Source organism: Rhodospira trueperi, assembly GCF_900101965.1.
In the GTDB taxonomy this organism is placed as follows: Bacteria; Pseudomonadota; Alphaproteobacteria; order Rhodospirillales; family Rhodospirillaceae; genus Rhodospira; species Rhodospira trueperi.
Window position 1 is genome coordinate 66484 of sequence record NZ_FNAP01000004.1, and the last position, 25522, is coordinate 92005.

27 protein-coding genes and 1 pseudogene are annotated in these 25522 nt (G+C 69.0%); 12 read left to right on the top strand and 16 right to left on the bottom strand.

Annotation, left to right across the window (positions count from 1 at the left end; all coding sequences use genetic code 11):
- Positions 1–261: 261 nt before the first annotated feature.
- A complete protein-coding gene (locus BLS85_RS06850; protein WP_092784259.1) occupies positions 262–621 on the bottom strand; it encodes a HEPN domain-containing protein in 360 nt (119 codons plus the stop codon).
- On the bottom strand, positions 605–1279 hold the full coding sequence (locus BLS85_RS06855; protein ID WP_143027117.1) for a hypothetical protein: 675 nt from the start codon (positions 1277–1279) through the stop codon (positions 605–607). The genes BLS85_RS06850 and BLS85_RS06855 overlap by 17 nt, the downstream gene beginning before the upstream one ends.
- 196 nt (positions 1280–1475) lie before the next feature.
- Here BLS85_RS06855 and BLS85_RS06860 point away from each other — a divergent pair, with 196 nt between their 5' ends.
- The 7 genes from BLS85_RS06860 to BLS85_RS06890 all read left to right on the top strand — a co-directional run bounded on the left by BLS85_RS06860 (position 1476) and on the right by BLS85_RS06890 (position 9105).
- Positions 1476–1718 carry a hypothetical protein gene (locus BLS85_RS06860; protein ID WP_092784265.1) on the top strand — a complete coding sequence of 81 codons (243 nt, stop codon included), beginning with the start codon at positions 1476–1478 and terminating at the stop codon, positions 1716–1718.
- 241 nt (positions 1719–1959) lie between these two features.
- The gene (bchI, locus tag BLS85_RS06865) at positions 1960–3003 is read left to right on the top strand and encodes a magnesium chelatase ATPase subunit I (protein ID WP_092784267.1); all 1044 of its coding nucleotides are present in this window, start codon (positions 1960–1962) and stop codon (positions 3001–3003) included.
- Positions 3004–3010: 7 nt separating this feature from the next.
- The gene (locus BLS85_RS06870) at positions 3011–4870 is read left to right on the top strand and encodes a magnesium chelatase subunit D (RefSeq protein WP_092784270.1); all 1860 of its coding nucleotides are present in this window, start codon (positions 3011–3013) and stop codon (positions 4868–4870) included.
- Between the two features lie 45 nt (positions 4871–4915).
- The gene (bchO, locus tag BLS85_RS06875) at positions 4916–5842 is read left to right on the top strand and encodes an alpha/beta fold hydrolase BchO (RefSeq protein WP_092784273.1); all 927 of its coding nucleotides are present in this window, start codon (positions 4916–4918) and stop codon (positions 5840–5842) included.
- A 62-nt stretch (positions 5843–5904) separates the two neighbouring features.
- Positions 5905–7452 (top strand): phytoene desaturase, encoded by a 1548-nt coding sequence (locus BLS85_RS06880; RefSeq protein ID WP_092784757.1) that lies wholly within the window; start codon positions 5905–5907, stop codon positions 7450–7452.
- A complete protein-coding gene (locus BLS85_RS06885) occupies positions 7433–8491 on the top strand; it encodes a phytoene/squalene synthase family protein (protein WP_092784275.1) in 1059 nt (352 codons plus the stop codon). Before BLS85_RS06880 ends, BLS85_RS06885 begins: the two co-directional genes overlap by 20 nt.
- A gap of 260 nt (positions 8492–8751) precedes the next feature.
- Complete coding sequence (locus BLS85_RS06890; RefSeq protein WP_281242510.1) at positions 8752–9105, top strand: helix-turn-helix domain-containing protein; 354 nt, start codon at positions 8752–8754, stop codon at positions 9103–9105.
- A gap of 111 nt (positions 9106–9216) precedes the next feature.
- Here the strand turns inward: BLS85_RS06890 and msrA are convergent.
- The 6 genes and pseudogenes from msrA to BLS85_RS06920 form a co-directional block, all read right to left on the bottom strand.
- A pseudogene (msrA, locus tag BLS85_RS06895) lies at positions 9217–9700 on the bottom strand (peptide-methionine (S)-S-oxide reductase MsrA); the annotation flags it as partial.
- A gap of 92 nt (positions 9701–9792) precedes the next feature.
- Positions 9793–10995, bottom strand: a complete 1203-nt coding sequence (locus tag BLS85_RS06900; protein WP_092784284.1) for an MFS transporter — start codon at positions 10993–10995, stop codon at positions 9793–9795.
- 105 nt (positions 10996–11100) lie between these two features.
- Entirely contained in the window at positions 11101–11808 is a 708-nt protein-coding gene (locus BLS85_RS06905; protein WP_143027118.1) for a hypothetical protein, read from the bottom strand.
- Between the two features lie 181 nt (positions 11809–11989).
- Entirely contained in the window at positions 11990–13471 is a 1482-nt protein-coding gene (locus BLS85_RS06910; RefSeq protein WP_218128329.1) for a tripartite tricarboxylate transporter permease, read from the bottom strand.
- On the bottom strand, positions 13462–13908 hold the full coding sequence (locus BLS85_RS06915; protein ID WP_092784289.1) for a tripartite tricarboxylate transporter TctB family protein: 447 nt from the start codon (positions 13906–13908) through the stop codon (positions 13462–13464). Before BLS85_RS06915 ends, BLS85_RS06910 begins: the two co-directional genes overlap by 10 nt.
- Positions 13905–14888 carry a Bug family tripartite tricarboxylate transporter substrate binding protein gene (locus BLS85_RS06920; RefSeq protein ID WP_176793448.1) on the bottom strand — a complete coding sequence of 328 codons (984 nt, stop codon included), beginning with the start codon at positions 14886–14888 and terminating at the stop codon, positions 13905–13907. The genes BLS85_RS06915 and BLS85_RS06920 overlap by 4 nt, the downstream gene beginning before the upstream one ends.
- A 154-nt stretch (positions 14889–15042) precedes the next feature.
- On the opposite strand from BLS85_RS06920, the gene BLS85_RS06925 reads away from it, so the two are divergent.
- Positions 15043–15648: a hypothetical protein gene (locus BLS85_RS06925; protein WP_143027119.1), complete on the top strand. Its 606-nt coding sequence runs from the start codon at positions 15043–15045 to the stop codon at positions 15646–15648.
- A 244-nt stretch (positions 15649–15892) separates the two neighbouring features.
- On the opposite strand, the gene BLS85_RS06930 is transcribed toward BLS85_RS06925, so the two are convergent.
- The 6 genes from BLS85_RS06930 to BLS85_RS19050 form a co-directional block, all read right to left on the bottom strand.
- Positions 15893–17362, bottom strand: coding sequence for a DUF4384 domain-containing protein (locus BLS85_RS06930; RefSeq protein ID WP_092784298.1), 1470 nt, complete (start codon positions 17360–17362; stop codon positions 15893–15895).
- A complete protein-coding gene (locus BLS85_RS06935) occupies positions 17359–17769 on the bottom strand; it encodes an ExbD/TolR family protein (protein ID WP_218128331.1) in 411 nt (136 codons plus the stop codon). The genes BLS85_RS06930 and BLS85_RS06935 overlap by 4 nt, the downstream gene beginning before the upstream one ends.
- The gene (locus BLS85_RS06940; protein ID WP_092784301.1) at positions 17766–18197 is read right to left on the bottom strand and encodes an ExbD/TolR family protein; all 432 of its coding nucleotides are present in this window, start codon (positions 18195–18197) and stop codon (positions 17766–17768) included. The genes BLS85_RS06935 and BLS85_RS06940 overlap by 4 nt, the downstream gene beginning before the upstream one ends.
- Before the next feature lie 4 nt (positions 18198–18201).
- Positions 18202–18846: a MotA/TolQ/ExbB proton channel family protein gene (locus tag BLS85_RS06945; RefSeq protein ID WP_092784304.1), complete on the bottom strand. Its 645-nt coding sequence runs from the start codon at positions 18844–18846 to the stop codon at positions 18202–18204.
- A 17-nt stretch (positions 18847–18863) separates the two neighbouring features.
- Positions 18864–19316 (bottom strand): hypothetical protein, encoded by a 453-nt coding sequence (locus BLS85_RS06950; protein WP_092784766.1) that lies wholly within the window; start codon positions 19314–19316, stop codon positions 18864–18866.
- A gap of 124 nt (positions 19317–19440) precedes the next feature.
- Entirely contained in the window at positions 19441–19605 is a 165-nt protein-coding gene (locus BLS85_RS19050) for a hypothetical protein (protein WP_176793450.1), read from the bottom strand.
- 206 nt (positions 19606–19811) lie between these two features.
- Between BLS85_RS19050 and BLS85_RS06955 the strand changes: the two genes are divergently transcribed.
- The 3 genes from BLS85_RS06955 (at position 19812) to BLS85_RS18655 (ending at position 22796) form a co-directional block, all read left to right on the top strand.
- A complete protein-coding gene (locus BLS85_RS06955) occupies positions 19812–20831 on the top strand; it encodes a dihydroorotate dehydrogenase-like protein (RefSeq protein ID WP_092784307.1) in 1020 nt (339 codons plus the stop codon).
- A gap of 391 nt (positions 20832–21222) precedes the next feature.
- Positions 21223–22119: a DUF4261 domain-containing protein gene (locus BLS85_RS06960; protein WP_092784309.1), complete on the top strand. Its 897-nt coding sequence runs from the start codon at positions 21223–21225 to the stop codon at positions 22117–22119.
- A gap of 26 nt (positions 22120–22145) precedes the next feature.
- Positions 22146–22796, top strand: coding sequence for an imm11 family protein (locus BLS85_RS18655; protein ID WP_143027120.1), 651 nt, complete (start codon positions 22146–22148; stop codon positions 22794–22796).
- Between the two features lie 252 nt (positions 22797–23048).
- Here BLS85_RS18655 and BLS85_RS06965 read toward each other — a convergent pair whose 3' ends face one another.
- The gene (locus tag BLS85_RS06965) at positions 23049–23504 is read right to left on the bottom strand and encodes a DUF1489 family protein (RefSeq protein ID WP_245699123.1); all 456 of its coding nucleotides are present in this window, start codon (positions 23502–23504) and stop codon (positions 23049–23051) included.
- 192 nt (positions 23505–23696) lie between these two features.
- On the opposite strand from BLS85_RS06965, the gene BLS85_RS06970 reads away from it, so the two are divergent.
- Positions 23697–24326: a class I SAM-dependent DNA methyltransferase gene (locus tag BLS85_RS06970; protein WP_176793452.1), complete on the top strand. Its 630-nt coding sequence runs from the start codon at positions 23697–23699 to the stop codon at positions 24324–24326.
- A 16-nt stretch (positions 24327–24342) separates the two neighbouring features.
- Here the strand turns inward: BLS85_RS06970 and hemW are convergent, their stop codons facing one another.
- Complete coding sequence (hemW, locus tag BLS85_RS06975) at positions 24343–25518, bottom strand: radical SAM family heme chaperone HemW (protein WP_245699124.1); 1176 nt, start codon at positions 25516–25518, stop codon at positions 24343–24345.
- Positions 25519–25522: the final 4 nt, after the last annotated feature.

Here is a 25522-nt window from a genome sequence, read left to right on the forward strand (position 1 = left end):
GCCGTGCGGGCGCGCGGCAACGGGCTTACTGGCAGGTTAGAGCCAGTAGCAGGTCCAGGCGTAGGGCCAGCGTCTTGCGGGGCAAGGTCATCATCATGCGGCTACGATGGGCAAGGCGGCGGCGGAGGTCAAGGGGGAAAACGGTTCGGCGACGTCAGGCCGGGCCGTTGCGGACTTCGCCTAAGAGCTGGTCGCGAAACGCATCAGGCGCGACTGGCTCGTCCCCGCGTTCCGCTCAGTTCCGCCCCCGTCCCCGGCCAATCAGGGATGAGCGGCCCTGAAAATATTGCGCGCGATCTCGATGGCGTACAACGCCTCTTCCTTAGACACGTTCGCCGCAAGGTCATAGTCAGCCCTGATCCGCAGATCCTTCAGGGTCTTGAAATACCGCTTCATCCGATAGAGCCGGGATGAACCCGGTTGCGCATACCTGAGTCGGTCCCCGACCACGCTGTGTTTTGCGTTCTGATAGTTCCGCGCCGGGTCAAGGCAAAGAGTCTCGCACGCCAAATGGTAAACTGCGTAATAGGCAAGGTGAGCCGAAGCTCGGCGAAACTCTTCAGCGTCCAGCCCCGCGTATTCAGTCGCGGCCGCCAATAAATCTTCAGGCGCGACGGTCATGCGCCCACCGCAGCACGACTTCCCCCATCAGATGCGGCGCCGCAGCCTCGACTTCATCGTGGATTCCGTCCTCGAACGCCAGCAGTCCCTGAGGGTCGTCGGCCAAATCGGGCGGCGGCGCAACGGCTATGGCCGGCACAACGTCACCCTCCTCAACGAAGGGCGCGTCACGCTCTGGTCGCAGGTCGCGCCGAATAAGCGCCGCCTCATACAGTTTTTGAGCTTGGGCGCCAAGGGACTGGGAGGGGTCGATGGAAGACAGTCTTTCGACCTCAGCCCTATAGCGCGTCGCAATCCTGCCGATATCTTTGTGAAACTCCCGAAGCGCCGCCTCCATACGATGGATGGCATCGTTGCGCTTTTGTTGGCGTGCGACTTTTTTGAGCTTGCGAACCGCGTCCAGCATATTTCGAAAGTTGGCGCGGCGCTCTTCTATGGCCGTACATTCCTCCAACAATTTGTCTTTTGCCACCGGGAACCCGGCCTTAACAGACGCGGACACAGTTACCAGAACTTCCAGGGATTTCTTTTCCAGACGAAGAACAAAATCCGCCCGCATCTGCTCGAAAAGAGCGACGGCCGGTGCCACTTCGTCCGACGGCGCCTTGTCGTGAATCAACGTCAGAACCCGCCGCACTTGCCCGAGTGGAGCGTCCATCTGCCGTGGGTCGAAAGACCCCATGTCATCATATGCTGCGTGTCCCATGCTTTGATGATTGGAACGCAACCCAGGCAGAGTCAAGCGGTAGGGCGCAGTCACGCCACCCCCGGACGTCGCCGCCCTTCGGTCGGCACAATCGGAAGGCGCACTCTTCTCGGCAGTCGGGTTCAGACACGAAAGGACGCGCATCCCCATGGCCCTGCCGAAGACCCTCCGTCCCGGACCTCTTGCCATCCTGAGCACCGCTCTCGTTGTCTTCGCGCTGGCCGGCGCGCCGGCCGCCCTCGCCGGCAACGGCCAGGAGATCACCGGCCCGTCGTCCGACTGCCAGGGCCAGAACTGCCCCAAGCCCACGGATGGCGGCGGACAGGCGAGCGGTCCCGCCACCGATCCCACCGGTGGCACCGAGGGCACCTTCGCCGACTTCGAACGCTGATCTCGCCTCCGCGTCGCACCGCCGCAGCCTCGCGAACGGGCATCCTGCACCCTTGCACCCGGCCCCCACCCGGGGTCATAGTCGCGCGCCGAGCCGGTGCCGTGGGTCGATGCCCGGCACCGGCCGGTAGTCGTTCGTCCCGCCGTGCAAGGAAAGTCGCTCGCCCATGATCGCCCGTTCGTTCTCGCCGTGCCGCCGTCCTGTCGCTTGGTCTCTGTTTCCGCGCGGGAGGGCCTGAGCCATGGCCAAGGCCTTTCCCTTCTCGGCCATCGTCGGCCAGGATGAGATGAAGATGGCCCTGCTGATCGCCGCCGTCGATCAGGGTGTGGGCGGTGTGATGGTGTTCGGCGACCGCGGCACCGGCAAGTCCACGGCGGTGCGCGCACTGGCCGCGCTGTTGCCGCCGATGAGCGTGGTCAAGGACTGCCGTTTCAACGGCGACCCCAAGACGCACCAGGACTACTGCGCCACCACCTGCGAGGTGCGGGCGGCCATTGAGAACGGCGCGACGATGGAGGTGGTGGACGCGCCGGTTCCCGTGGTGGACCTGCCGCTTGGCGCCACCGAAGACCGCGTGGTCGGTGCGCTCGACCTGGAACGCGCCCTGACCCAAGGTGAGAAGGCGTTCGAGCCCGGTCTGCTGGCCCGCGCCCATCGCGGCTTCCTCTATATCGACGAGGTGAACCTGCTGGAGGACCACCTCGTCGACCTGCTGCTCGACGTGGCCGCCTCCGGCGAGAACGTGGTCGAGCGCGAGGGCCTCAGCGTGCGCCATCCGGCGAAGTTCGTGCTGGTCGGCTCCGGCAACCCGGAAGAAGGCGAGTTGCGGCCCCAGTTGCTGGACCGCTTCGGGCTGGCCGTCGAGGTCACCACGCCGAAGGAGCTGGAAACCCGCGTCGAGGTGGTCAAGCGCCGCGACGCCTTCGAGCGAGACCCGAACGGCTTTCTGGCCACCTGGAGCCAGAAAGAGTCCGGCGAGGCGCTGCGCATCCGCGACGCCCGGGACCGCGTGCAGGAGGTGGAGGTGCCCGACGCGGTGCTGAACACCGTGGCGAAGCTGTGCATGACCCTGGGCACCGACGGCCTGCGCGGCGAGTTGACCGTCATCCGCGCGGCCCGCGCGCTGGCCGCGCTGGAGGGCGACGTCGAGGTGGACGAGGGCCATGTGCGCAAGGTCGCCGCCATGGCCCTGCGCCACCGCCTGCGCCGCGACCCGCTGGACGAGTCGGGCTCCACCGTCCGGGTTCAGCGCGCCGTCGAAGAGGTTCTGGGCGCGGAGGCATAGCGGCGTCATGGAAATCCTGGGCACACAGGCGCCGGACCCGGCGGGGCTCGGCCCGGCGCGGGACGGCGGCAGCGAGCCGGCCGCGCCCGAGCGGGTCGACCCCTGGACCGACGCCGCGCTGGTGGCGGCGCTGATCGCGGTCGATCCGGCTGGTCTGGGCGGCGTGTGCATCAAGGCGTTGCCCGGCCCAGCGCGCGATGCGTGGCTGGGCATGCTGCGCGATCTGCTGCCGCAGGCCTCGCCGCTGCGCCGGGTGCCGCTGCATGTGACGGACGAGCGCTTGCTGGGCGGGCTCGATCTGGCCGCCACACTGCACGCCGGCCGTCCGATCGCCGAGCGCGGTGTGCTGGTCGAGGCGGACGGTGGCGTGGTCGTGCTGGCCATGGCCGAGCGCCTGACGCCCGGCTTCGCCGCCAAGGTGGGCTTGGTCATCGACCAGGGCGCGGTGCGGGTGGAGCGCGACGGCATCGCCGCCCTGACGCCGACCCGGTTCGGTGTGGTCGCCCTGGACGAGTCCATCGGCCCCGACGAGGCGCCGCCGGATGCCCTGATGGACCGGCTGGCCTTCCTGATGGAACTGGAGGGGTTGCGCCAACGTGACGTGGGCGAGGCCCTGCACGACCGCGACGAGGTGGTCGCCGCCCGCGAGCGGCTGGCGGCGGTTACCATCGCCGACGAGGCGCTGGAGGCGCTGTGCGGCGCCGCCGTGGCCATGGGCGTGCCGTCCCTTCGGGCGCCCATCTTCGCGGTGCGCGTGGCCCGGGCCGCCGCCGCGCTCGACCGTCGCGACACCGTGGAACAGGACGATCTGACCCTGGCCGCGCGGCTCGTGCTGGCGCCGCGCGCCACCCGCCTGCCGCCGCCACCGCCTCCGCCGCCCGAGGACGAGCAGGAGCAGGAGGAGGAGCCGCCGCCCCCCGACGACGGCGAGGACGAGCGCGACCAGCAGGACGACGAGGACAAGCCGCTGGAGGACCGCATCGTCGATGCCGCCCAGGCCGCCATTCCGGCGAACCTGCTCGCGCGCCTGATGGCGGCGGCGGAACGCCGCCGGCGCACCGGCATCCTTGGCCGCTCCGGCGAACAGCGCAAGGCGCTGACCCGGGGCCGGCCCATCGGCTCCAGGCGGGGCGATCCGCGCGGCGGGGCGCGTCTGGCGCTGATCGAGACGTTGCGCGCCGCCGCCCCCTGGCAGCCGCTGCGCCGCGCCGAGGTCGCCCTGTGGACCGATGCCGGGCGGTCGCCGCCGCGCGTGCTGGTGCGCAAGGACGACTTCCGCGTCACCCGCTTCAAGAAACGCTCCCAGGCCACCATCATCTTCGTGGTGGATGCCTCCGGGTCGTCGGCCATCGCCCGCCTGGGCGAGGCCAAGGGCGCGGTCGAACTGCTGTTGGCCGACTGCTACGCCCGGCGCGACCAGGTGGCGCTGATCGCCTTCCGGGGCAAGGGCGCCGAAACCCTGCTGCCGCCGACTCGCTCGCTGGCGCGGGCCAAGAAGCGGCTGGCCGGATTTCCGGGCGGAGGTGGCACGCCGCTGGCCGCCGGCATCGAGGCCGCCCATATGATGGCCGAGGTGGCGCGCACGCGCGGAGAGACGCCGTCGGTGGTGATCCTGACGGATGGCCGCGCCAACGTCACCCTGGAGGGCATCGGCGGTCGCGCCCGCGCCGAGGAGGAGGCCAAGGCCGCCGCCCAGGCGCTCAAGGCGATTGGGGTGGCCACGCTGCTGGTGGACACCTCGTTGCGGCCCGCGCCCAAGGCTCAGGCTATGGCGGAGGCGATGGACGCGACCTATATGCCCTTGCCCCGCGCCGACGCCCGGGCCCTGTCGTTTGCGGCGCGCGACGCGGCCCGAACGGCGGAATGACCGGGGGCGGTTGAGGAAGACGGACTGGGGCAGGGAGGCGGATCGATGGTCTATTGGGCGCGCCGGCCGGACTGGGAAACGGTCGGTCAGGACTGGCCCAATCGGGAACACAGCCGGTTCGTGATCGCCCACGGCTTTCGCTGGCACGTCCAGTTGGCCGGGCGAGGGCCGGTGCTGCTGATGCTGCACGGCACCGGCGCCTCGACCCATTCCTTCCGCGATCTGCTGGCCCCGCTGGCCGGACATTTCACCGTGGTCATGCCCGACCTGCCCGGACACGGTTTCACCGCCAACCCGCCGGCCAGTTCGTTTACCCTGCCCGGCATGGGACGGTCGCTGACCGCGTTGCTGAAAGAGCTGCATCTGTCGCCGGACTTGGTGCTGGGGCATTCGGCCGGCGCCGCCATCCTGATCCGCATGACGCTGGACAGGCACATTGCCCCCAAGGCCATCGTCAGCGTCAACGGCGCCCTGATGCCGTTCAAGGGCGCCCAGGGCCATTGGTATTCCGGCGCGGCCAAGCTGTTCCTGGCCAATCCGCTGATGCCGCGCATCCTGGCGTGGCGAGCCGCCGATCGGCGACAGGTCGCCGATCTGATCCAGGGCACAGGGTCGACCCTCGACGAACTCGGCCTCGACCTGTACCGCCGCCTGTTCCGCGAACCCGGGCACGTCGGCGGGGCTCTGTCCATGATGGCCAACTGGGACGTGCGCGCCATGCGCGATCTGGTCGCCCACCTGGACACGCACCTTGAACTGGTGGTCGGCGAGCGCGACGGCACCGTCAGTCCGGCCGATGCCGACATGATTGTCGCCCGCGCGCCCGGGGCGCGCCTGCGCGTGCTGCCCGGTCTCGGGCACCTAGCGCACGAGGAGCGTCCGGACATGGTGTCCGACTTGCTTCTGGAGATCGCGCGCGAGCGCGGCGTTCTTCCGCAAGAGACCCCACCGGCAATGCGGGCAGACGGTTGATCCACCCCGGTTGACACTGGTATAGTCAAGCTCGACTGACAGTTCCGGGGCGCATGAAAACGATGAAACCTCCTCCCACCCCGCACTGCCGCGCCGAAGGTCCGGGCGGCGGGTCTTCAGGCGGGCGTGATCCACATGCCGTTGTCATCGGGGCCGGGTTCGGTGGCCTCGCGGCGGCCATCCGGCTGGGCGCGCGCGGGTACCGCGTCACCCTGGTCGAACGCATGGACGGCCCCGGCGGCCGCGCCACCGTGTTCCGCCAAGACGGCTTCGTGTTCGACGCCGGTCCGACCATCGTCACCGCGCCCCACTTGTTCGAGGAACTGTGGACGATGTGCGGCAAGCGGCTGGCCGACGATGTCGAGCTTCGGTCGCTGTCCCCGTTCTACAAGATCCGCTTCAACGACGGCGAGTGGCTGACTTGCAGCGCCGACGCCGAGGCCATGCGCGCCGAGATCGGCCGCCTGTCGCCGGGCGACGTCGCCGGTTACGACCGCTTCCTCAAGGAAAGCAAGGAAATCTACCGGGTCGGATTCGAGGAGTTGGGCCACCTGCCTTTCAACTCGTTGATGGACATGGCCCGGATCGCCCCCGGCCTGATCCGGTTGCGCGCCGACCGCTCGGTGCATGCCCATGTGTCGAAGCACTTCAAGGACGAGCGCCTGCGCATCGGCATGGGCTTCCACCCGCTGTTCCTGGGTGGCAACCCGTTTACCGTGACCTCGATCTACAGCCTCGTCGCCTATCTGGAGCGCGCCCACGGGGTGCATTTCGCCATGGGCGGCACCGGCCGGCTGGCCTCCGGCATGGCCAAGCTGATCGAGGGTCAGCGCAACACCATCCGCTACAAGGCCGAGGTGGAGCAGATTCTGGTCAAGGACGGCGCGGCGTGCGGCGTGCGCCTGAGTTCGGGCGAGGTGATCGACGCCGATATCGTGGTCTCCAACGCCGACTCGGCGTGGACCTACCGCATGATGCTGCCGCCAGAGGCCCGCAAGCGCTGGACCGACCGCCGGCTGGACAAGGCCCGGTACTCGATGAGCCTGTTCGTCTGGTACTTCGGCACCAATCGGCGCTACGAGGACGTGCCGCATCATACGATTCTGCTCGGCCCGCGGTACAAGGAGCTGCTGGACGACATCTTCAAGCGGCATCATCTGGCCGACGACTTCAGCCTGTATGTTCACCGCCCGACGGCGACGGACCCGACCATGGCGCCGGAGGGCTGCGACGCCTTCTACGCCCTCTCGCCGGTGCCGCACCTGGACAGCGGTGACGATTGGGAAACCATCGCCGAAGGCTATCGCCAGCGGGTCCAGGCGTTCCTTCAGAAGACGATCCTGCCCGACCTGGACAAGACCGTGGTCAGTTCCCGCATGGTCACGCCGCTGCATTTCCGTCATCACCTGTTGTCCATCAAGGGGGCGGCGTTCGGCCTCGAACCGGTGCTGACGCAAAGCGCCTGGTTCCGGCCTCACAACAAGAGCGAGGATGTTGAAAGGCTCTATCTGGTCGGCGCCGGGACGCACCCCGGGGCCGGCTTGCCCGGTGTCCTGTCCTCGGCCCGGGTTCTGGATACGGTGGTGCCCGATGCCTCAGCCCTGGTCTGAGACCCGCCCGTTCGCCTCCGACGAGGACCGGACACGGTGCCGCGCCATGATCCGCACCGGATCGCGCAGCTTCTATGCCGCGTCGTTGTTGCTGCCGCCATCGTATCGCGACCCGGCCTATGCGCTTTACGCGTTCTGCCGCCTGTCGGACGATGCGGTGGATGACTGCGGGGACTCCTGCATGGAGGCCGTGGAGCATTTGCGCCATCGCCTCGACCGCGTCTATGCCGGCAATCCGGTCGACAGCCCGGTGGACCGCGCCTTCGCCGACATGGTGCGGGACCACGAGATGCCGCGCGAACTGCCGGAGGCCCTGCTGGAGGGCTTCGAGTGGGACGCTAGCGCGCGGCGCTACGAGACCATTTCCGACGTGCGCGCCTACAGCGCCCGCGTGGCCTCCGCCGTCGGTGCCATGATGTGCGTGCTGATGGGCGCCCGCCGGCCGCATGTGCTGGCCCGCGCCTGCGACCTGGGGGTCGCCATGCAGTTGTCCAACATCGCCCGCGATGTCGGCGAGGACGCGCGCAACGGCCGGCTGTACCTGCCCCGGCAGTGGATGCGCGAGGCCGGCCTGAACCCGGATGCCTGGCTTGAGACCCCGACGTATTCCCCGGCCCTGGCCTGCGTTGTCGCCCGCGTGCTCGGCGAGGCCCAGCGCCTCTACGACCGCGCCGCCACCGGTGTGGCCGGCCTGCCCACTGGCTGCCGTCCCGCCATTCATGGCGCGCGCCTGATCTACGCCGCCATCGGCAAGGATGTCGCCACGTCGCAGTTCGATTCGCTGTCCCGCCGCGCTTATGTGCCGGGTCGCCGCAAGCTCCAATTGCTCGGACAGGCCACATGGGATGCCGTGCGGTATCAGAAGGTCGATCCGGCCCCGGCCCTGCCCGAAACCAGCTTCCTGGTCGAGGCGGCCGCCATTGAGCCAAATATCTGGGTCGGCGCCCGGCTGCCGTCCATCATGAAACCCTCGTTCGGCGAGCGGTTGGTGTGGGCCGTGGACCTTTGCATGCAAGCGGAAAACCGCCGCCGGGCGTGAACCTCGGTCGCGGAGCCAGACCCCGCCCTCAGGACTCCCATCCGTCCTCATCTGGACGGATGGGTTTTTTCTGATCCCACGGCGTTCTCCAACCCAAGCCCACAACCCAAATTTTCATCGCACCTCTTGAGTGCTCCTGAATTGCCGTTCATACTGTCGCAGCGCGCATATATGGACATTGCACGCGGAAAGTGTAGTCAGTGGGTGGCATGTCGGGGATGAATCGGAAACGGGGCGTACGGGGGCAGCGCAACGCGGCCATGGAACGGGATATTGGGGAGAAAATCCGCCGATTCCGAGAGGCCGCCGGTCTCTCCCGCGAGGAGATGGCCGCGCGCATGGGGCTTAATCCCCTGCAGATGCGCAAGCTGGAGGACGGGACCAACATCATCCCCGTCGTCTATCTGTCCCGCGCCGCCGGGATCCTTGGGGTATCGGTGGAGGCGTTCTACGGCGAGTACGATCCGGAGCGCGACGGCTCGGCGCCGGGCCAAACCGTGCCGACCCCGCTGGAGCATCCGGAAAGCCGAGCCTTGATCGAGGCCTACTATGAGGCGCCGGAACCGGTCCGGAAGAGCTTCTCGGCGCTGCTGCAATCCTTCGCCAGGCGCTAGGGCGCGTTGCGTTTCATTGGAGTCACCCAACGCGCCCTCGCCATTTGATCGTGACGCAAATCGTCGTCGCGATCCGATCCGGATTGCTCGGGATCTGTTCAGTGCGTCACCCGCGCAGGCTGGCGCCACACGCCTTGTAGCCGCGCTTCTCCAGGTACTGCTGGTGATAGTCCTCGGCCGGCCAGAAGACGCCGGCCGGCTCGATCCGGGTGGCCACCGGGCGTCGCAGACGGCCCGACGCCTCCAGCCGCGCTCGGCTCGCCTCGGCGGCGGCGGCCTGCGCCGAATCGTCAGGAATGATGACGCTGCGGTACTGCCGGCCGATGTCCGGGCCCTGTCGGTTCACCTGGGTCGGGTCGTGGCACTGCCAGAACACGTCCAGCAGCCGCTCATAGCTCACCACGGCCGGATCGTACTCGACCCGCACCACCTCGGCATGGCCCGTGGTGTCGGTGCAGACCATTTCGTACGTGGGATTGTCGACCGTGCCGCCGGCATAGCCGACCGCCGTGGCCACCACGCCGTCCACGTTGCGGAACGCCAGTTCGACGCCCCAGAAACAGCCGGCGCCGAAGGTGGCGAAACGGGTGGTCATGGCAAGGGCCCTCCTGATGCGAGAATGGACAATGTCCCGTCTCTCGCATGTGGGCGGAGGGCCCCGCCGCGACAAGCGGCCCGCCTTTCGCTCTATTCGGCCGGCGCCGGCTCGGCAGCGGGCGCCGGGCGTTCGCGCGGCAGGCGGCTGCCGACGAAGATCACCAGCGTGGCCAGCACCGCCAGCAGCAGATACAGCACCGCGAAATCCCCTGTGGTCGCGCGGATCCAAGCCACCAAAGGCACCGCCAGCCCGCTGATCCCAAAGGCCAGCACGAACTTCATGCCGTAGGCGGTGGAGCGCCATGACGGCGGCGTGTACTTGGCCAGCAGGCTGTTCTCCGCCGGCAGGGCGCCGATGTTGAACGACACCATCATCAACATGACCATCAGCAGGGGCAGGCCTGTGGCCGTCGCCGCCAGGGCCAGAAACGGCGCCTGGAGTATGTACATCGACACGTACACGACCTTCAGCGGATAGCGGTCGGCCAGATGCCCGGTGATGATCTGGAACAGCCCGGCGATGCCGTAGACCACCATGACCGCCACCCCGACGCCGCTGGCGCCCTCGCCGAACAAGCCGCCCAAGCGTTCGTCGAACACCTTCGGCATGCTGGCCTGGGTGGCCTGATAGATGATGCCGCCGACCAGCATGGTCATGGCGATGATGACGTACACCCGGGCGGTGTCGCGCTTGTCCGGCGGCGGGTCGCTGCGGGCGTCGGTCTTGGTCTCGATGATAACCCCGCGCCAGACCAACCACAGGAAGACGAAGCCGATGACCAGGGTCAGCGCGCCGGGGATCAGGAACGCCGAGCGCCAGCCCAAGGCGTCGATCAGCACGCCGGCCATCAGACCGCCGATGGCTGGGCCGAAGCCGCCGAAGGCGCCGTTCACGCCCAGCGCCTTGCCCCGATTGACGGCGTTGCGCACCAGCCACGCGATGCCGACGGGGTGATAGATCGATCCGAACAGACCCAGGAACCCGAGTGCGACCGCCATTTCCAGCGGGCCGCCGGCCAGTCCGGCCCACATGGCGCTGGCCCCGATGCCCAGGAAATAGGCCGCCATCATGCCGGTCGAGCTCCAGCGGTCGCCCAGCCAGCCGGCGAACGGCGCGGCGATCCCGAACAGCAGCTTGCCGGCCAGGATCAGCGACAGGGCCACCTCATAGGAGATGTCGAACACGGTCGGCAGCACGAGCGCGACGACATAGAAAATCGGCTCGAAGACATGGCTGATCGAATGGCCGACGCAGGAAAAACCCAGCGCCGTGCGAGCCTGCACGGGGGTCATCAATGGCATCCTTGATTTTGATCGCGATTGATCCTCACTGTCGCACCGTGGCACCCAGCGCGCAAGGTCAGCCTCCGCCGCCGCCCTCGCGCTCTGCGTCCCGCATCAGGTGACGCGATGAATAATCCCCCAGTTCTGGATTCGGCCTCGGGCGCCGGGCGCGAACGGCCGGGTCTGTCCCATGTGGGAGCCCCAGAAATCGACCGACAGGCCGCCTTGGCCGGCGTTGTAGACGAACGGCCGCGCGGCATCGATTGCCTGGACGTGGACATTGGCGTCCCAAGGGTCGCACACGGTGGCATAGTTGGAGCCCATGAACGACCGGATGGTATCGACGACGGCCCAATGGGCGCCGCCCGCGTCCCAATCCACGCCGATGATGACGGGATTGACGGTGACGGTCGGCCCTGGGGCCGGCGTCACGCCCACCCAATTGACGATGCTGCGCGAGGCCTGCGCGGCGGACAGGCGACTCCAGGCCCACCGGCCGCAACTCAGACTGTTGAGAACGGTCACGAGGTGGTCCGGATGCGTTCCTTGGGTCGATGGCTGATATCGTCCCCCGGACGCCCGCGAATAGGCATTGTAAATGGCTGTATTGGCATGTACCGCTTGTGATCCCGGCGCCAGCTTGTTGATCTTGAAGACGCACATCAGGACGCTTGCGATGCCACAGGACATATTGTTTTCCTGCCCGAACACCAGATGCACATCACCAAAGCGGGTAAAGCGACTGAACCAAGCCATGAAGAGCACTCCCCAGAAGTAGAGAACAAAAGAGTTTTTCCCGGAACGGCAAACTGCGAGGCTCAAGGCCGTAAAACTTTTCGGAGATTTTTCGCCAAAACCCACAATTGTTGCCCCGGGGCGCCGGACACACTTCATTGTGGAACGGAATTGCCAACCGGAGCGCTCAGGTTTTTGGGGATCATGCGCTCGTTTCTTGGCCGCGACAAATGAAAACTGGCCGTCGCCCTCAGACCGACCGGCCCCGTCAGCGTAGCCGACGCACCAGGGCACGAAGGGCCGGCCCCAGCCACACCAGAAGCGTCAACCCCGCCAAACCAAGCGCTGCCGGACGGGACAGAAACACGGCCGGGTCGCCGCCGCTCTTCATCAACGAGGTCAGTGCCATTTCCTCGATCGTCGGCCCCAGCACGAACCCCAGCACCGCCGGTGCCACCGGAACGCGCGCCCGCTCCATCAGCAGACCCAGGACCCCGGCCCCCAGGGTCACGACCAGCGCCGTGGGTGTCCGCTCCACGGCGTAGGTCCCCACGAGTCCCAACGCCAGCACGCAGGGCATCAAGACCGACGGCGGCACGCGCAACACCGGGCGCACCACCGCGATGGCCAGCAGCCCGGCCGGCACCAGCAGAAGGTTCGCCAGCAGGAACGCCAGCAGCACCGCCGTCATCAACTCGGGTTGAAGCAGGAAGGCCGACGGTCCCGGCGTCACGCCCTTCAGCATCAGCACGCCGATGACCACGGCGGTCAGGGAGTCGCCCGGGATGCCGAGCACGGTCGCCGGCACCAGCGCGCCCCCGACGGCGGCGTTGTTGGCGGTCGCGGCCGGCACGATGGCGTCCAGGTCCCGGGCGTCCGCGTCTTCTGCGCACCCGGGTGCCAGCCGCTTCGTCACGGCCTGGGCGACGTAGGCGGCGATGTCGGCTCCGGCCCCGGGCACCGCGCCCACGAGCGTACCGATGGCACCGCCGAGCGCCATGGCGCGACGGCGCCGCCCCAGGACGCGCCCCACCCCGCCCAACACCGAACCCACACGCGGCGGCCGCCCCGCTCCCGCCGCGCCGTCCAGCGCATGGCTCAGCACGCGGGACACGGCAAACAGGCCGATCATCACCGGGATCAGGCCGAGCCCGCCGCTCAGGTCCGTGAGGCCGAAGGTCAGGCGCGGCTGCCCCGACACCGGGTCCAGCCCCACCAGCGCCAGCGCCAGTCCGATCAGCAGCGCCAAGGCGCCGCGCGGCACCGACGGGCCAGCCACCAGCGCCGCCGCGCCCAGCCCCAGGCAGGCGAGCCAGAACCGCTCCACGGTGCTCATGTGCAGGGCCACCCAGGCCAAAGCGGGGGCGCCGAACAGCAGCACCAGCGCCCCGGTCCCGCCGCCCGCGGCGGCGCACACCAATCCCGTGCCCAGCGCCAGCCCGGCCCGGCCGCGTTGGGCCAGACGGTGGGCGGCCTCCGCATAGGCGGCCGACGCGGGCGTGCCCGGCACCTTCAGCAGCGCGCCCGGCAGATCACCGGCGGTGATGGCCATGGCCGCCAGGGTGACCACCCCGGCCAACGCCGGCAGCGGCTCCAGCATCACCGCGAACGGCACCAGCAGCGCCACGCCGAGCGTTGCCGTCAGCCCGGGCAGCGCCCCCACCAGCAGACCCAGCAGCGCGGCCGCCGCCATCACGCCCAGCACCGACGGGGTCAGCAGCAGGCCGAGCGCGGCGGCCGTCACCTCCACGGCAGGCCCCCGGCCAACGGCCCCAGCGGCAAAGGAACCCGCAACAGTCCGGTGAACACAGCCACCAGGGCCGCCGTCAGACCAACCGCCAGCAGCGTCGCCCGCCCCGGATGGACCCCGTGCCGGATCATCAGCGGCGCCAGCACCATCGGCAGGCCGAGAGCGAAGCCGATACGGTCCAGGGTGAGCGCGAGGAGAAGGGGTAGACCCACGGTCAGTCCGGCGCCGATCAGGCCGGCGCGGCTCGGCCCGGGAACCACCGGCGCGTCCGTCCGACCCGGAACCGCCATCAGGATCCCCCCGACAACCACGGCCGCCACGCCAATGCCGGTGGGAAACAGCCCGGGGTCGACGGACAGATGCGGCACCGGTTCGGCCCGCCCCGCCCACAGCAGCAGCACCAGCCCGCCCATCACGGCGCCGAAGCCCAGGATCACAGCCCCAGGTTCCGGATCATGGCCCGCACCCGCGCTTCCTCCGTGCGCATGAACCCGGCGAAGACCCGCGAATCGCGCCACAGCAGGCCGAACCCGCCCGCCGCCATGTCGGCGCGAAAAGCGGGGTCGTGCACGATGTCCGCCATGGCGGCCTCCAGCCGCCGGGCGATGGCGTCGGGCAGCTCCGCCGGCCCCACTAGGCCCCGCCACGCGCCCAAGCGAAGGTTGAGGCCCACCGCCTCGGCCACGGTGGGCACGTCCGGAAACGCCTCTAGCCGGTGTTCGGCGAACACCCCCAACGCGCGCGCCACGCCGGCGTCGAGAAACGCCCGCGCCTCCGGCAGCGAGCACGGCACGGCATCCAGCCCGCCGGCGGCGAGGTCCTGCATGGAGGCGTTGGCACCCTGACTGGGGATCATGCGCACCCGGGCCGGGTCGACCTCCCAGGCGCGCAGCAGCGTGGCCACCGCGATCGGCCACGAGCCGCCGCATCCCCCGGCGCACCCGATGGTTACCGCCAAGGGATCGGTCCGGATGGCGTCCAGCGCTGCGGCGAGAGTTGTCCACTCACTGTCCACCGGCACCAGAAACCCGGCGGGATCGAAATTGTACTGGGCAATGGCGGTGAAATCGGCGACCCGGAAATCCGCCTGCCCCAAGGCGTGGTAGTGGGCGAAATTGTACAGAATGCCCAGCGTGTACCCGTCGGCGGGCGCGGTCCTGATGGCACCGATGCCGACCACGCCGCCGCCCTGACCCATGTTGACCACCTGGACTGGTTGTCCCAGCCGGGCTTTCAGATGCTCGGCCAGCAGACGCCCCGTCAGATCGGTTCCGCCCCCCGGGCCGGACGGAACCACCAGCGTGATCGGCCGCTCCGGCCATTCCGCTTGGGCCGACACGGGTCTCAGCCCGACCGCCAGCGCGATCCCCACCGCCAGAGCGACGACCGCGCGCCGTCGCTTCCAAGACCCGAACACGCCCACGCACCCCTCCCTCGCCGTCCTTGACAGGTCGAAGGTTAGGTTGTGTCCGTGTTCGCGGTCAACCTGGGACGCCCCTCGGGCGCCCCTGCGAACGACGCCGGATCCGTGCTACAGTGGGCCGATGGCGCTCACGCGGGAGGACCCCCTCATGAAACGATTAGCATGGGCCGGCATGATCGGACTGGCGCTGCTCATGATCGGGCAGGGTCACGGGACGGCACAGGCCGGCACGATCATCTTCACCTCCACCAGCGACGGCGATGTCCTGACGCCGGTGCGAACGGCGACACCGCTGAACGCCAACTCCTCCCTGACCCGCACCTACCACGTCGCGCAGCACGAATCGGCGCCGGTTCGACTGCGCGAGGTCGGCATCGATACCCGGCAGGACGGGGATGACGGGGCCTTCGAGCTGTACACGGAAGGCACGCTGATCGCCGACGAGGCGATTTCAGCCGTGCGCGTGACGTTCGTTCTGTTCGACATCTTCGACCGGCCGATGCGCACGCTCACCCTAACCCTGGTGCAGGACATCGCCGCCGGCACCATCCTTGACCTGACGGGCGTGGGCGCCTGGAACGCGGCCGTGGGTCCTCATCGCCACGAGGCCCGGGATCTGCTCAGCGTCGTCTCGTCGGTGGCGTATGTCCGTCGACAGAACGGCGCGGTCTGGACCTCGAATCCAGATGATATGACCCGCGAAATGGCGCGGCTCGGCCTGTTTCATACCGACCGCCTGTCCCCGACGCCGTAAGACCGTCCGACGAAAAGGGTGATCTTCTCGTCGAGCGGCCGGTGCGCCCCTGGCGCCGATTCGAGACGAACAAAGACTCGACAGCGGCTGTTTGGCGCGGTGACGCAAGAGTGCGTTGCGTGCGTTCTGACTCACGCAACGCACTCTATTGAATTGATATTAAAGCAAATCGTCGCCGCGATCCGTTCCGGATCGCTCGGGATTTGCTCTCGGCTCGACGGGTCAATCCTCTCGCCAGCCGGCCCTATCGCGGCCGCGTTTCCACGAGTAGATACGCCCACTCGGCCTGAAAGCCGGGGTCCCCTGCCGTCAGGTCCCGCAACCGCCCGCGCAACCAGTCCAGATAGGGTCCGGCCTCCTCCACCAGCGGGCGGGGTTCTTCCAGCACCGGCCGCGAGGTGCCGAACACCACTGCGATTTCCCGTCCGAACGGCGGCACGAACTCCATCACCGGGCCGGACCCGCCGCCGCCGTCCTGACCAAAGGTGAACACCGCCTCGGCGGACACGCGGCGGGCCGGCGCGAACCGGCTGGGCATCAGGTGGATGACCTGTCCGGCGGCGTCGAAGTAATCGATGTGCAGCCAGGCGTCGAAGTCGGGCGCCTCTAGATCCAGCCGCAGGATGTCGCCGTCCCGAAACCGGGCCAGCCCGGCCTGGGCCTCGCGCCCCACGGTCAGGGGATCGTCGATCTGGTCGCGCGACTGGGGCATGGGCATGGCGTCCATGGCGCGCAGCACCCCGCACTGCGGCTGCGGCAGCACCAGCAGGTTCGTTCGCACTGGCAGGGAGCCGCCGACGACGGCGGCGATCCGGTGCTCGACGGTCTCCCGCAAGGCGGGATCGGGCACATGGCCCCGGATTTCGAGAGCCCCGGTCTCCGGGATCAGATTGGCCTGAAGCCGGCTGCACGGCACGGAGTCGAACGCCGCACCGAGGCTGTCGCGCACCGACTCGCGTGCTTTTCCTCCCGGGCTGGGCCCCATGTAGGTTTGGATGGCGGCCAGCGAGGCCGGGCCGAGCGTCTCGTCGGCGTCCCCGCTCCACCCGAGCGTCGCGGTCGCCACCTGGGCCAGCGCGCCCGGATCGCCCGGCGCAACCGGCGTGGCGGGCGCCTCCCGGACGGGCGCGGCCACGGCACCGGCGGCGGACGATGGGGCGAGGGACTCGGCGGCGGGATCGCTCACGGGGGCCGCCGCGTCCGCCAGGGACGGCGGCGCCGCGAAGACGGGCGCGGCGTCGGCGGGACGCGCCGACAGCCGGGCACCGTCCATCGACGCGGCAGCCACCGGATCGCCGGCCGGGGGCGCGACCGGGCGCGTCGCCATCGCGGTCGCGGGGACAGGGGCGGGCGCCGCGCCGTCGGGCACCACCGATGCGGCCAGCGGTTGGGCCGGCGGAGCGGCTTCCGCCGCCGTGGCTGAGGGCGCCGCAACGGCCCCGGCGCGCTGGGTTCGCACCGCGCCCTGGGCCACCGCGCGGCGCTCGGCGACCGCCTCGGGTGCCGCCTCTCCCACCGCGTCGGCCGCCTCGGCCTGATCCGTTCGTACCGCCTCCGTCGTCATGCGCAGACGGGCGGAGGCCGACGGCTGTTCGGGCACGGGATCCGGCGCCAACGCGGTCGCCACGATCAGCAGCACGAGGGCATGCAGGACGAGGGACCCGAACCCCGCCAGCCCCCAGCCCAGGCCACGCGACGCTACCCCGGCCGTCATGGCGCCGTCGGCGTGACGACCAGAACGACGGACGTCATGCCGATCCCTTCCAGCGCCGTGACCAGGGGCAGTAGATCGCTCAACGGCAAAGCGGCATGGGCGTTAACGCGCACCGTCGGCGGATCGTCCCCACCGGCGCGCGGGCGCAGCGCCTCGAGCAGCGCCGCGCGCGACGGCAGCGCCCGTCCGTCCAACGCCAGACGGCCGTCCCGGCTCAGGCTGACCGTGAGCCCTCCGGCGGGCAGCGGTTCACCGACGCCGGCCACCGGCGGCGACACCTCGAACGGCGCCGAGGCGTCCAGCCGCCCCACCAGCATGAAGAACACCAGCAGGAAGAACACCACGTCGATCAGGGCGACGATGGGGTCGGCGCGGGGGCGCGGGGCAGGGCGGTTCAGGCGGATCATGGCGCCTCCAGCCGCACGACGCGGATATCGGAGACGCCGGCCCGCGCGGCGCCCTCCAGCAGCGACACCAAAGCCTGCGCGTTGGCCTGCCCCGACGGCAGGATCACCACCCGGGTGTCCGGCGCCGACGCCACCCGGGCGGCCAGGGCGGCGGTCAGCGCCGGGCCGGTCATCGCCTCCCCGCGCAGCACCGGCCGGCCGTCCGGGCGCAGCCTGACCAGCACGGTCCGGCTCTCCCGGATCGTCGCCGTCTGCGGGGTGGTCGCGACCGCTGGCCCGGGTGCCGCGCCCTTCTCGACCATCGGGATCATGTCCAGATCCAGATAGGTCGAGGTGACCATGAAGAACACCAGCAGGATCAAGAGCGCGTCCACCATCGGCGTCACGGTGATGACGAGCCCGACTCGCCGTGAGCGCCGCAACCGCATGGCTCTACCCCGGCGTGGTCGTGGGGGCGACCGTCAGCAGGCGCCCGACATCGGTTTCGATGACGTGGCCGACGTGATCCACTCGGGCGGCCATCAGGTTGGCGGCGACGGCGGCGGGAATGGCGACCGTCAACCCGGCCGCCGTGGTCAGCAGGGCCTGCCAGATACCGCCGGCGAGCACCGACGCATTGGCGGCGCCCCCCGCCAGTTCCAGGTCCTGGAAGGACTGGATCATGCCGAGCACGGTGCCCAGCAGGCCCAACAACGGACTGACGGCGGCGATCACCTCCAGCGTGCGCAGGTGGCGGCGCAGCCGCTCCAGTTCCACGTTGCCCAGGCGCTCGACGTCGAGGCGCAGCCGCTCCCGATCCAGGCCGACATCCAGCGCCCGCAGGGCGGCACTCAGCACCCGGTCGGCCGGCCGACGGCCGTCGGCGACGGCGCGCAGGGCGGCCTCGCGTTGCCCCCGCCGCCAAGCGTCGATCGCCTCGTCGCGCTGGTGTGCGCCGCCCAGCACGCCTGCCAACCCCACAGCCTTCAGAATGACTAACGTCAGGGAGTAGATCGACAGAACGGCCAGGATGACGATCACGGGGCCGCCCGCGTCGAGCCACGTGGCCAGTTGGTCGATCACACCGGACAAGGACATCGCGGGTCCCCCTCGGGTCAGGGCACGAAGGGAATGCCGGCCCGCGACGACAGCCGGAGCAGATCGAAGCAGTCGATGGTCCGGCCAGCATCGTCGGCGCAGGTGGCGATGTCGTGCAGGATCAACTCGCCGACGTCCTCGCAGGCCATGTCGGGGATGTCGAACAGCTTCAGCGTGGTGCGGCGCGCCGGGAGGGGCGCGGCGTCGATGGTCAGCAGGCGGTCGATGATGCCGTCGCGGTCGAGCACGGCCAGCGACATCTCGAATCCCGTCAGGGTCGTGTCGGTCCCATTGCGAAACAGAAAGAAACTGCGGCAGCCCGCCTCGACCGTCTCGACCTTGTTCAGCTCGGCGAGAACGGAGGAATCCTCGTCCCGCGCCTGCCCCCCGGCGCTTTCCTGGGCGTTCGCCGTCGGCCCCATCACGGCCAGCGCGCTCATCAAGGCCGCCACAGCAGATACCGTTCGCATGATGCCCCCTTTGCGCGCGATGAAGCCCGACACTGGATGTCAGTCGATCAAGCCGGACCCGTTCACTTTTCCTCTTCAATCTTCCCGTAGGCAGCGCGAGACCCGATGTCAAGGGACAGACCCCTTACAGGAGGAACGCCCAGAACCCGCCGGCCCACAGCAGGCCGACAAAGGCACCATACCAGAGCAGTCCGATGACAAGTCCGGCCCATCCGTCCCGTATGACCTCGGCGACAAAACCGCCGACCATCAGCGCCGCGACGGCGAGCTGCGGCCAATATTCCATCATCGTTTCGTCCCCCCGTCGCCCACAGTCGATGCGCCAATCAGGAAACCGGCCGGGCCGAGAGTCAACAACGCAGACCAAGCCAAGGGGAATGGCGGCGACCCCACCTTCCGCCTTGCGGTCCCCGTGTCCCCCCTTGCTATGATCTGAGGGCCGCTCCGACAGGGAACGGTGCATACCCGGCACACCAAGGGGAGGGGAACACAGCCATGGATATGACCACGCGCTATCTCGGCCTGACGCTGGACCATCCGGTGGTCGCTTCGGCCTCGCCGCTCTCCGGCACGCTGGATGGTATTCGTCGGCTGGAGGACGCCGGGGCCGCCGCCGTGGTCATGCCGTCGCTGTTCGAGGAACGCATCCAGCGCGAACGCGAGGCGATGACCGGCTTGTCGGAGGTCGGCGCCGAGAGCCATGCCGAAGTGCCGGGCGGGTACTTCCCGGCGGCCTCGCTGGACACCATCGGCATCGGCGGCGAGGAGACGCTGGAACTGATCCGTCGCGCCCGCGAGGCCTGCGACATTCCCGTCATTCCCAGCCTGAACGGCATCACGACGCGCGGCTGGACCCACTACGCCAAGCTGATGCAGCAGGCGGGCGCGCCGGCCATCGAACTGAACGTGTATTACGTCGCCGCCGACCTAAGCGAATCCGGCGCCCAGGTGGAGGACCGCGTCGTCGGCATCCTCGATCTGGTGTGCAAGGAGGTCTCGGTGCCGGTGGCCGTCAAGCTGGGGCCGTTCTTCAGTGCGCCGGGCCATCTGGCGCGCCGGCTGGTGACAGCGGGTGCCGGCGGTCTGGTGCTGTTCAACCGCTTCTATCAGCCCGAGATCGACCTACAGGCCATGCGGGCGCTGCCGTCGCTGGACCTGTCCACCGCCGCCGAGACCCGGCTGCCCCTGCGCTGGGTCGGCATTCTGTACGGCCATCTGGACGACGCCTCGCTGGCCGCGACCAGCGGCGTGCAGGGCGCCGAGGACGTGATGAAGTTCATTCTGGCCGGGGCGGACGTGACCATGACCGCCTCCGCCCTGCTGCGCTATGGGGCGGGCCACATGAAGACCCTGGTGACCGGCCTGCGCGCCTTCCTGGAGGTCGGCGGTTACGAGACCGTGGCCCAGGCGCGCGGCGCGCTCAGCCATAAGGCCGTCGGCGACACGGCGGCCTATGAGCGGGCCAACTACCTCCAGGTGCTGGATTCGTTCCGGGCGGCGGATTTCAGTCCGTGAGAGACGTCGCGGGCAACGTCGGTCGCGGCTGCTGAGGCCGCGTTGGCTCCCTCCCCTCCCTTCCCCATGCTAGGCGGCGCCCTGACCACCGTCGTCTCGCGGATCGCCTTGCCGGCCACAAACGCAACCTTTCGCTTTACAACCGACGCTTCCTTTGTTCCCCTATAACCCGTGCGGTCTTGTCCTTCGGCCGCCATGGTCGCCGCGCGGCATCGGCCGGCAGGGCGGGTTCGCCGGCCTCGGGGTCCGGCGCGCACCCATCCGTCACGGATCCGGCGCAGGGCGGGTCCTTCCTGGCGGGGGGTCGTGGTTGACATCCGCTCCGAACGTTCCTGTGGTGGCGGGGTTTTCGGGCCTTTGTGCCCGCCCCCGCAAAGGAGATCCGCCCATCATGAGCCGGTTCATTACCTATCTTCCGCTCGACGCCCCCGGCACGCTGTCGGCCGCAGAGACCATGGCCGCGTTCAAGGCCCTGATCGGCGCCGCGCCGATGACCATCGAGGACCGGGGGCCGGTGGACAACGCGCCCGGCCCGGGTTTCGTGGTCACGGTCAACGGCATGGCGGTCACCGTCCTGTTCATGGATTTCCCGCTGCCCGAGGACGCCTGGCAATCGGCGGCGGCGGCCAGCCTCACCTGGCGAGACGCGGCCGAGACCCTGCGCGGCACCCGGGCGCATGTCGTCCTGGCGCTGCTGGAGGACCCGCCCGACCATCCCTTCGCGCTCAACGGGGCGGCGGCGGTGACGCTGCTGGCGGCGGCCATGGCCCGGCGCCTGCCGGCGTCGGCCATCGTGTTCACCGAGTCCGACGCCATCCTGCCCGCCCGTGACCTGGGCGCCATCGCCGCCGGCTTCCTGCAGGGACAGATGCCGGTGATGCTGTGGACGCGGCTGGCCTTCCTGCGCGGGCCGGATGGTGGGGAGGGCCGGCCGACGGTGGGCGCGCTCACCTTCGGGCTGGCGGCCTTTATCGGCCGGGAGATCGAACTGGAGCCCGCGCCTCTGGAACCGGCGGCCATCGCCGAGCGCCTGTTGGGGCTGTGCCAGTACCTGATTGTCCAGGGGCCGATCATCCAGGACGGCGAGACCGTGGGTCTGACGGAGGCCGAGAAGATCCGTGTGCGCTGGACGGACCAGGGCACGCGCTCGGGGGTGCCGGTGCTGCTGATGCGCCTGGAGACCACCGACCCGGCGCTGGCGGCGCCGAGGCCCCGGCAGCGGGCGGGCAGCGGCGGCGCGCCGGCCGCGCGGCCCGGCGGCAAGACCTTCGGAAGAAGGGGGCGGTAAAGATGGTGTATCGATTTAACAGGAGCATGCGGTATCGCGCCAGTACGTGTGTCAACCTGCTCGAGTCGGACAATCCCAGGCTGGTCAATAAGACATGGGCTTCGAATCTGCAAGAGTACGGCAGCAAAGATGAGGACTTTTCAACACCAGAGATGGCCCCGCAGGTACTGCGAAGCGACAAGGTCAAAAGCATGTCTGATTTCTTTGGGGGGGGAGCTGCGGTCTCTGAACGATTCAAGACGCTCATCGAATCGTTCGAACCCGACGGGCACAGATTCTTCGAGGTCTCCGTGCGAAACGAAAAAGGCGTCGAGTGGCCTGGGCGGTTCTTTTTATGGCACCTTCGCCTTTTCATTCCTTGCATTGAGGTCGACCGCTCAACAATGCGCTGGGTTCGATTGGAGGGTGTTGCTGCCCGCGATGTTCTAGGGTGGTGGGACGGTTCAGATGCGTGTGTCAACACGAACCAAACAAAAGGGCATCATGTATGGGGCGCACACCCTGGTTCCATTTCTGATATCTTCTGTTCCGATGAGTTCTACCGTGAGTGCAAAGCACAAAAAATTCGATTTTTGACCTGGTATAAATGTCAGGAAACCGACGAGCCATGGAGTCCCGAAGGAAACGAGTGGCCAACAGAGGCGCAATTGAATTCAGAAGCGTCTCGCATGGGGTAGGTGATGCCATCATTAGAGCGCGTTGCGTGCGTTGTGACTCACCCGACGCGCTAAATTGGATTGATACTGAAGCAAATCGTCGTCGCGATCCGTTCCGGATCGCTCGGGATTGGCTCTAGAAGCGCGATCTGGCACGACGGTGTCGCGCTGCGGCACAACATGTTGTGCTCACCGAAGCCAAGTGAATTAAGCCGGCGCTTTGGAAACCGACACACAACATAGTGCGGTCCTCGATACTTTTCGGACGGGCTCTCAGATCAACCCCATCTCCCGCAGCGCCTGACGCATCTCCTCCGGCATGGCGGCGACCTCGTCGTCGGCCGTCGCCACGCCCGCGCGCCGGTCGGGCGGGGCCTGCTCGGCGGACAGATAGCGCCAGCCCTGGAACGGCCGCCACGGGCGCGCCTCGGTCTCCACCACGGTCGGGTCCAGGTGGATGCGACAGGCCGAGCGGCCCGTCTCCGGGTCGGTCACCGGCTCCAGGTCGAGGATCGTCTGACGGCAGCGAATCGCCCGTGTCATCACCCAGTACAGCGATCCGCCCGGCACGATCTCATCGGCGCGGCGCGGCGTCATGCGGGTGGTGTGAACCAGGGCGTCGCCCACGGCGAGCCGGCGCCCATGCTGAAGGGCGCGCAAATGGTCCGGGCTTTCGACGCCGACGCAGAGCTTGACGAGATGCAGGGTCATGGGGCCGGGGAATGGCACGGACGACGGCGCCATGCAAGCAGGAGCGGAGCGGCTACCCGGCGACGCGGCCGCAGATCGCTTCCGCCGGAGTCCGCGCTCGGGGTCCGCCCTCTTTCATCCCGACCGAAGATGGGATTGAATGGTCGGGCTTCTGGTTGCCGTGCCGGCGCCGTTGCGTCGGCGAGACACCCACAACACGAAAGGAGCGGCATGAGCGAACACCGGGATCCGACCCTCGAACGGGCCTATGCGCTGGACGGCGCCGACGCCGTGCGCGACCTGTACCGCGACTGGGCCACCGACTACGAGGCCGACACGGTTGATCGCCTTGGCTATGTGGCGCCGGGCATCGCGGTGGACATCTTCGCCGGCCACATGGACGCGCGGGACGCCCGGGTGATCGATGTCGGCTGTGGCACCGGACTGGCCGGCGTCGCGTTGCGCGAGGCCGGCTTCTCGACCATCGACGGCCTGGACATCTCCCCCGACATGCTCGCCGAGGCACGCGGCAAGACGGTCTATCGGGACCTGTTCGAAGGCGACCTGACCGCGCGCCTGGAGGTGGCCGACAACACCTACGCCGGCGCCGTCAGCGTGGGCACGTTCACCCACGGCCATGTCGGACCGTCCGGACTGGCGGAGGTGCTGCGCATCGTCCGCCCCGGCGGGATCGTGACCGTCACGGTCAACGAGGGAGTCTACGACAGCGAGGGCTATGAAGCGGCGTTGGACGATCTCGCCCGGCGCGGCCAGGCCGAGCGCGTGGAAACCCGACGCACCGACTATCTGGTGAACGAGGGCATCGGTGCCATGGTGGTGACGCTGAAGGTGGCGGCCTGACGACGCGTCGGCAGCGTCATGCCGCAACCAAGCGCGCGATCACGGCGTTCAGGCAGTCCCGGCCCGCCGGGGTCGCGCGCAGCCGGCGGCCGTCCCAGGTGACGAGGCCCAGGTCCGCCATCTCGGCCTGTCCATGGGGATCGAGGCAGTCCACCAGCCGTCTCCCGCACAGACGCGCGAAGCGGGCGGCGTTGACCCCCTCCGTCAGGCGCAGCCCCATCATGAGCAGTTCCGTGGCCCGTTCGTCCGTCGACAGCGGGTCGCGCGCGGCGAGGCCGTCGCCGTCCGCCTCCACCCGGGCCAACCACGCGGTGGGTGCGGCGACGCCCTGTGTGGCGGTCCCGTCCAGGCGGCCGTGCGCGCCGGGGCCGATGCCCACATAGTCGCCGCCGCGCCAGTACACCAGATTGTGCCGGCTTTCCGCGCCCGGGCGGGCGTGGTTGGACACCTCGTAGGCTGGCAGGCCAGCCGCCGTCGTCATCTCCTGAGTGAGCGCGAACAGGTCGGCCGCCGCATCCTCGTCCGGCGGGGTCAACGCACCGTCCCGCAGCGCCCGGAAGAAAGCCGTGCCCGGCTCGATGGTCAGTTGATACAGCGACAGGTGATCCAGCCCCAGGCCCAGCACTTGGCCCAATTCGGCCGCCCAGGCGTCGGGTGTCTGCCCCGGCCGGGTGTGGATCAGGTCCACCGAGACGCGGTCGAACACCGCCCGGGCATGATCCAGCGCCGCCAGCGCGCCGGCCCGGTCGTGTCGCCGCCCCAACGCGCGCAAGGCCGCGTCATCCAGGGCTTGCACGCCCAGGGACAGGCGATTGATCCCGGCCGCCCGGGCGCCGTCGAAGCGCGCCCGATCCGCCGCCCCGGGATTGGCCTCCAGGGTCACTTCCAGATCGGGCGCCAGCGGCCACAGCCGCGCCGCCGCCTCCAGCACCGCCGCGATGGTCGCGGGCTCCATCAAGGACGGCGTGCCGCCGCCGAAAAACACGCTGGTCAGCGGCCGACGCGGCGCGGTGGCGGCCAGGGTCTCCAGTTCGCGGACATACGCTCGCGCCCAGCGCGCGTGATCAACGCTCCCGATCACATGACTGTTGAAGTCGCAGTACGGGCACTTCGACAGGCACCAAGGCCAGTGGACGTAAAGCCCGAAGCCCTCGTCGCATGGGTCGTCGCCGATCTCTGTCTCCGTGCCCACCCGG

Coding starts and splice junctions, on each gene's coding strand:
- bchO (WP_092784273.1), top strand. CDS start 4,916: ATGGTCTATTGGGCGCGCCGGCCGGACTGGGAAACGGTCGGTCAGGAC.
- BLS85_RS06955 (WP_092784307.1), top strand. CDS start 19,812: ATGGATATGACCACGCGCTATCTCGGCCTGACGCTGGACCATCCGGTG.
- BLS85_RS06940 (WP_092784301.1), bottom strand. CDS start 18,197: ATGCGGTTGCGGCGCTCACGGCGAGTCGGGCTCGTCATCACCGTGACG.
- BLS85_RS19050 (WP_176793450.1), bottom strand. CDS start 19,605: ATGATGGAATATTGGCCGCAGCTCGCCGTCGCGGCGCTGATGGTCGGC.
- BLS85_RS06950 (WP_092784766.1), bottom strand. CDS start 19,316: ATGCGAACGGTATCTGCTGTGGCGGCCTTGATGAGCGCGCTGGCCGTG.
- bchI (WP_092784267.1), top strand. CDS start 1,960: ATGGCCAAGGCCTTTCCCTTCTCGGCCATCGTCGGCCAGGATGAGATG.
- BLS85_RS06925 (WP_143027119.1), top strand. CDS start 15,043: ATGAAACGATTAGCATGGGCCGGCATGATCGGACTGGCGCTGCTCATG.
- BLS85_RS06855 (WP_143027117.1), bottom strand. CDS start 1,279: ATGGACGCTCCACTCGGGCAAGTGCGGCGGGTTCTGACGTTGATTCAC.
- BLS85_RS18655 (WP_143027120.1), top strand. CDS start 22,146: ATGCGGTATCGCGCCAGTACGTGTGTCAACCTGCTCGAGTCGGACAAT.
- BLS85_RS06860 (WP_092784265.1), top strand. CDS start 1,476: ATGGCCCTGCCGAAGACCCTCCGTCCCGGACCTCTTGCCATCCTGAGC.
- BLS85_RS06870 (WP_092784270.1), top strand. CDS start 3,011: ATGGAAATCCTGGGCACACAGGCGCCGGACCCGGCGGGGCTCGGCCCG.
- BLS85_RS06850 (WP_092784259.1), bottom strand. CDS start 621: ATGACCGTCGCGCCTGAAGATTTATTGGCGGCCGCGACTGAATACGCG.
- BLS85_RS06885 (WP_092784275.1), top strand. CDS start 7,433: ATGCCTCAGCCCTGGTCTGAGACCCGCCCGTTCGCCTCCGACGAGGAC.
- BLS85_RS06930 (WP_092784298.1), bottom strand. CDS start 17,362: ATGACGGCCGGGGTAGCGTCGCGTGGCCTGGGCTGGGGGCTGGCGGGG.
- BLS85_RS06880 (WP_092784757.1), top strand. CDS start 5,905: ATGAAACCTCCTCCCACCCCGCACTGCCGCGCCGAAGGTCCGGGCGGC.
- BLS85_RS06970 (WP_176793452.1), top strand. CDS start 23,697: ATGAGCGAACACCGGGATCCGACCCTCGAACGGGCCTATGCGCTGGAC.
- BLS85_RS06890 (WP_281242510.1), top strand. CDS start 8,752: ATGGAACGGGATATTGGGGAGAAAATCCGCCGATTCCGAGAGGCCGCC.
- BLS85_RS06935 (WP_218128331.1), bottom strand. CDS start 17,769: ATGATCCGCCTGAACCGCCCTGCCCCGCGCCCCCGCGCCGACCCCATC.
- BLS85_RS06900 (WP_092784284.1), bottom strand. CDS start 10,995: ATGACCCCCGTGCAGGCTCGCACGGCGCTGGGTTTTTCCTGCGTCGGC.
- BLS85_RS06960 (WP_092784309.1), top strand. CDS start 21,223: ATGAGCCGGTTCATTACCTATCTTCCGCTCGACGCCCCCGGCACGCTG.
- BLS85_RS06945 (WP_092784304.1), bottom strand. CDS start 18,846: ATGTCCTTGTCCGGTGTGATCGACCAACTGGCCACGTGGCTCGACGCG.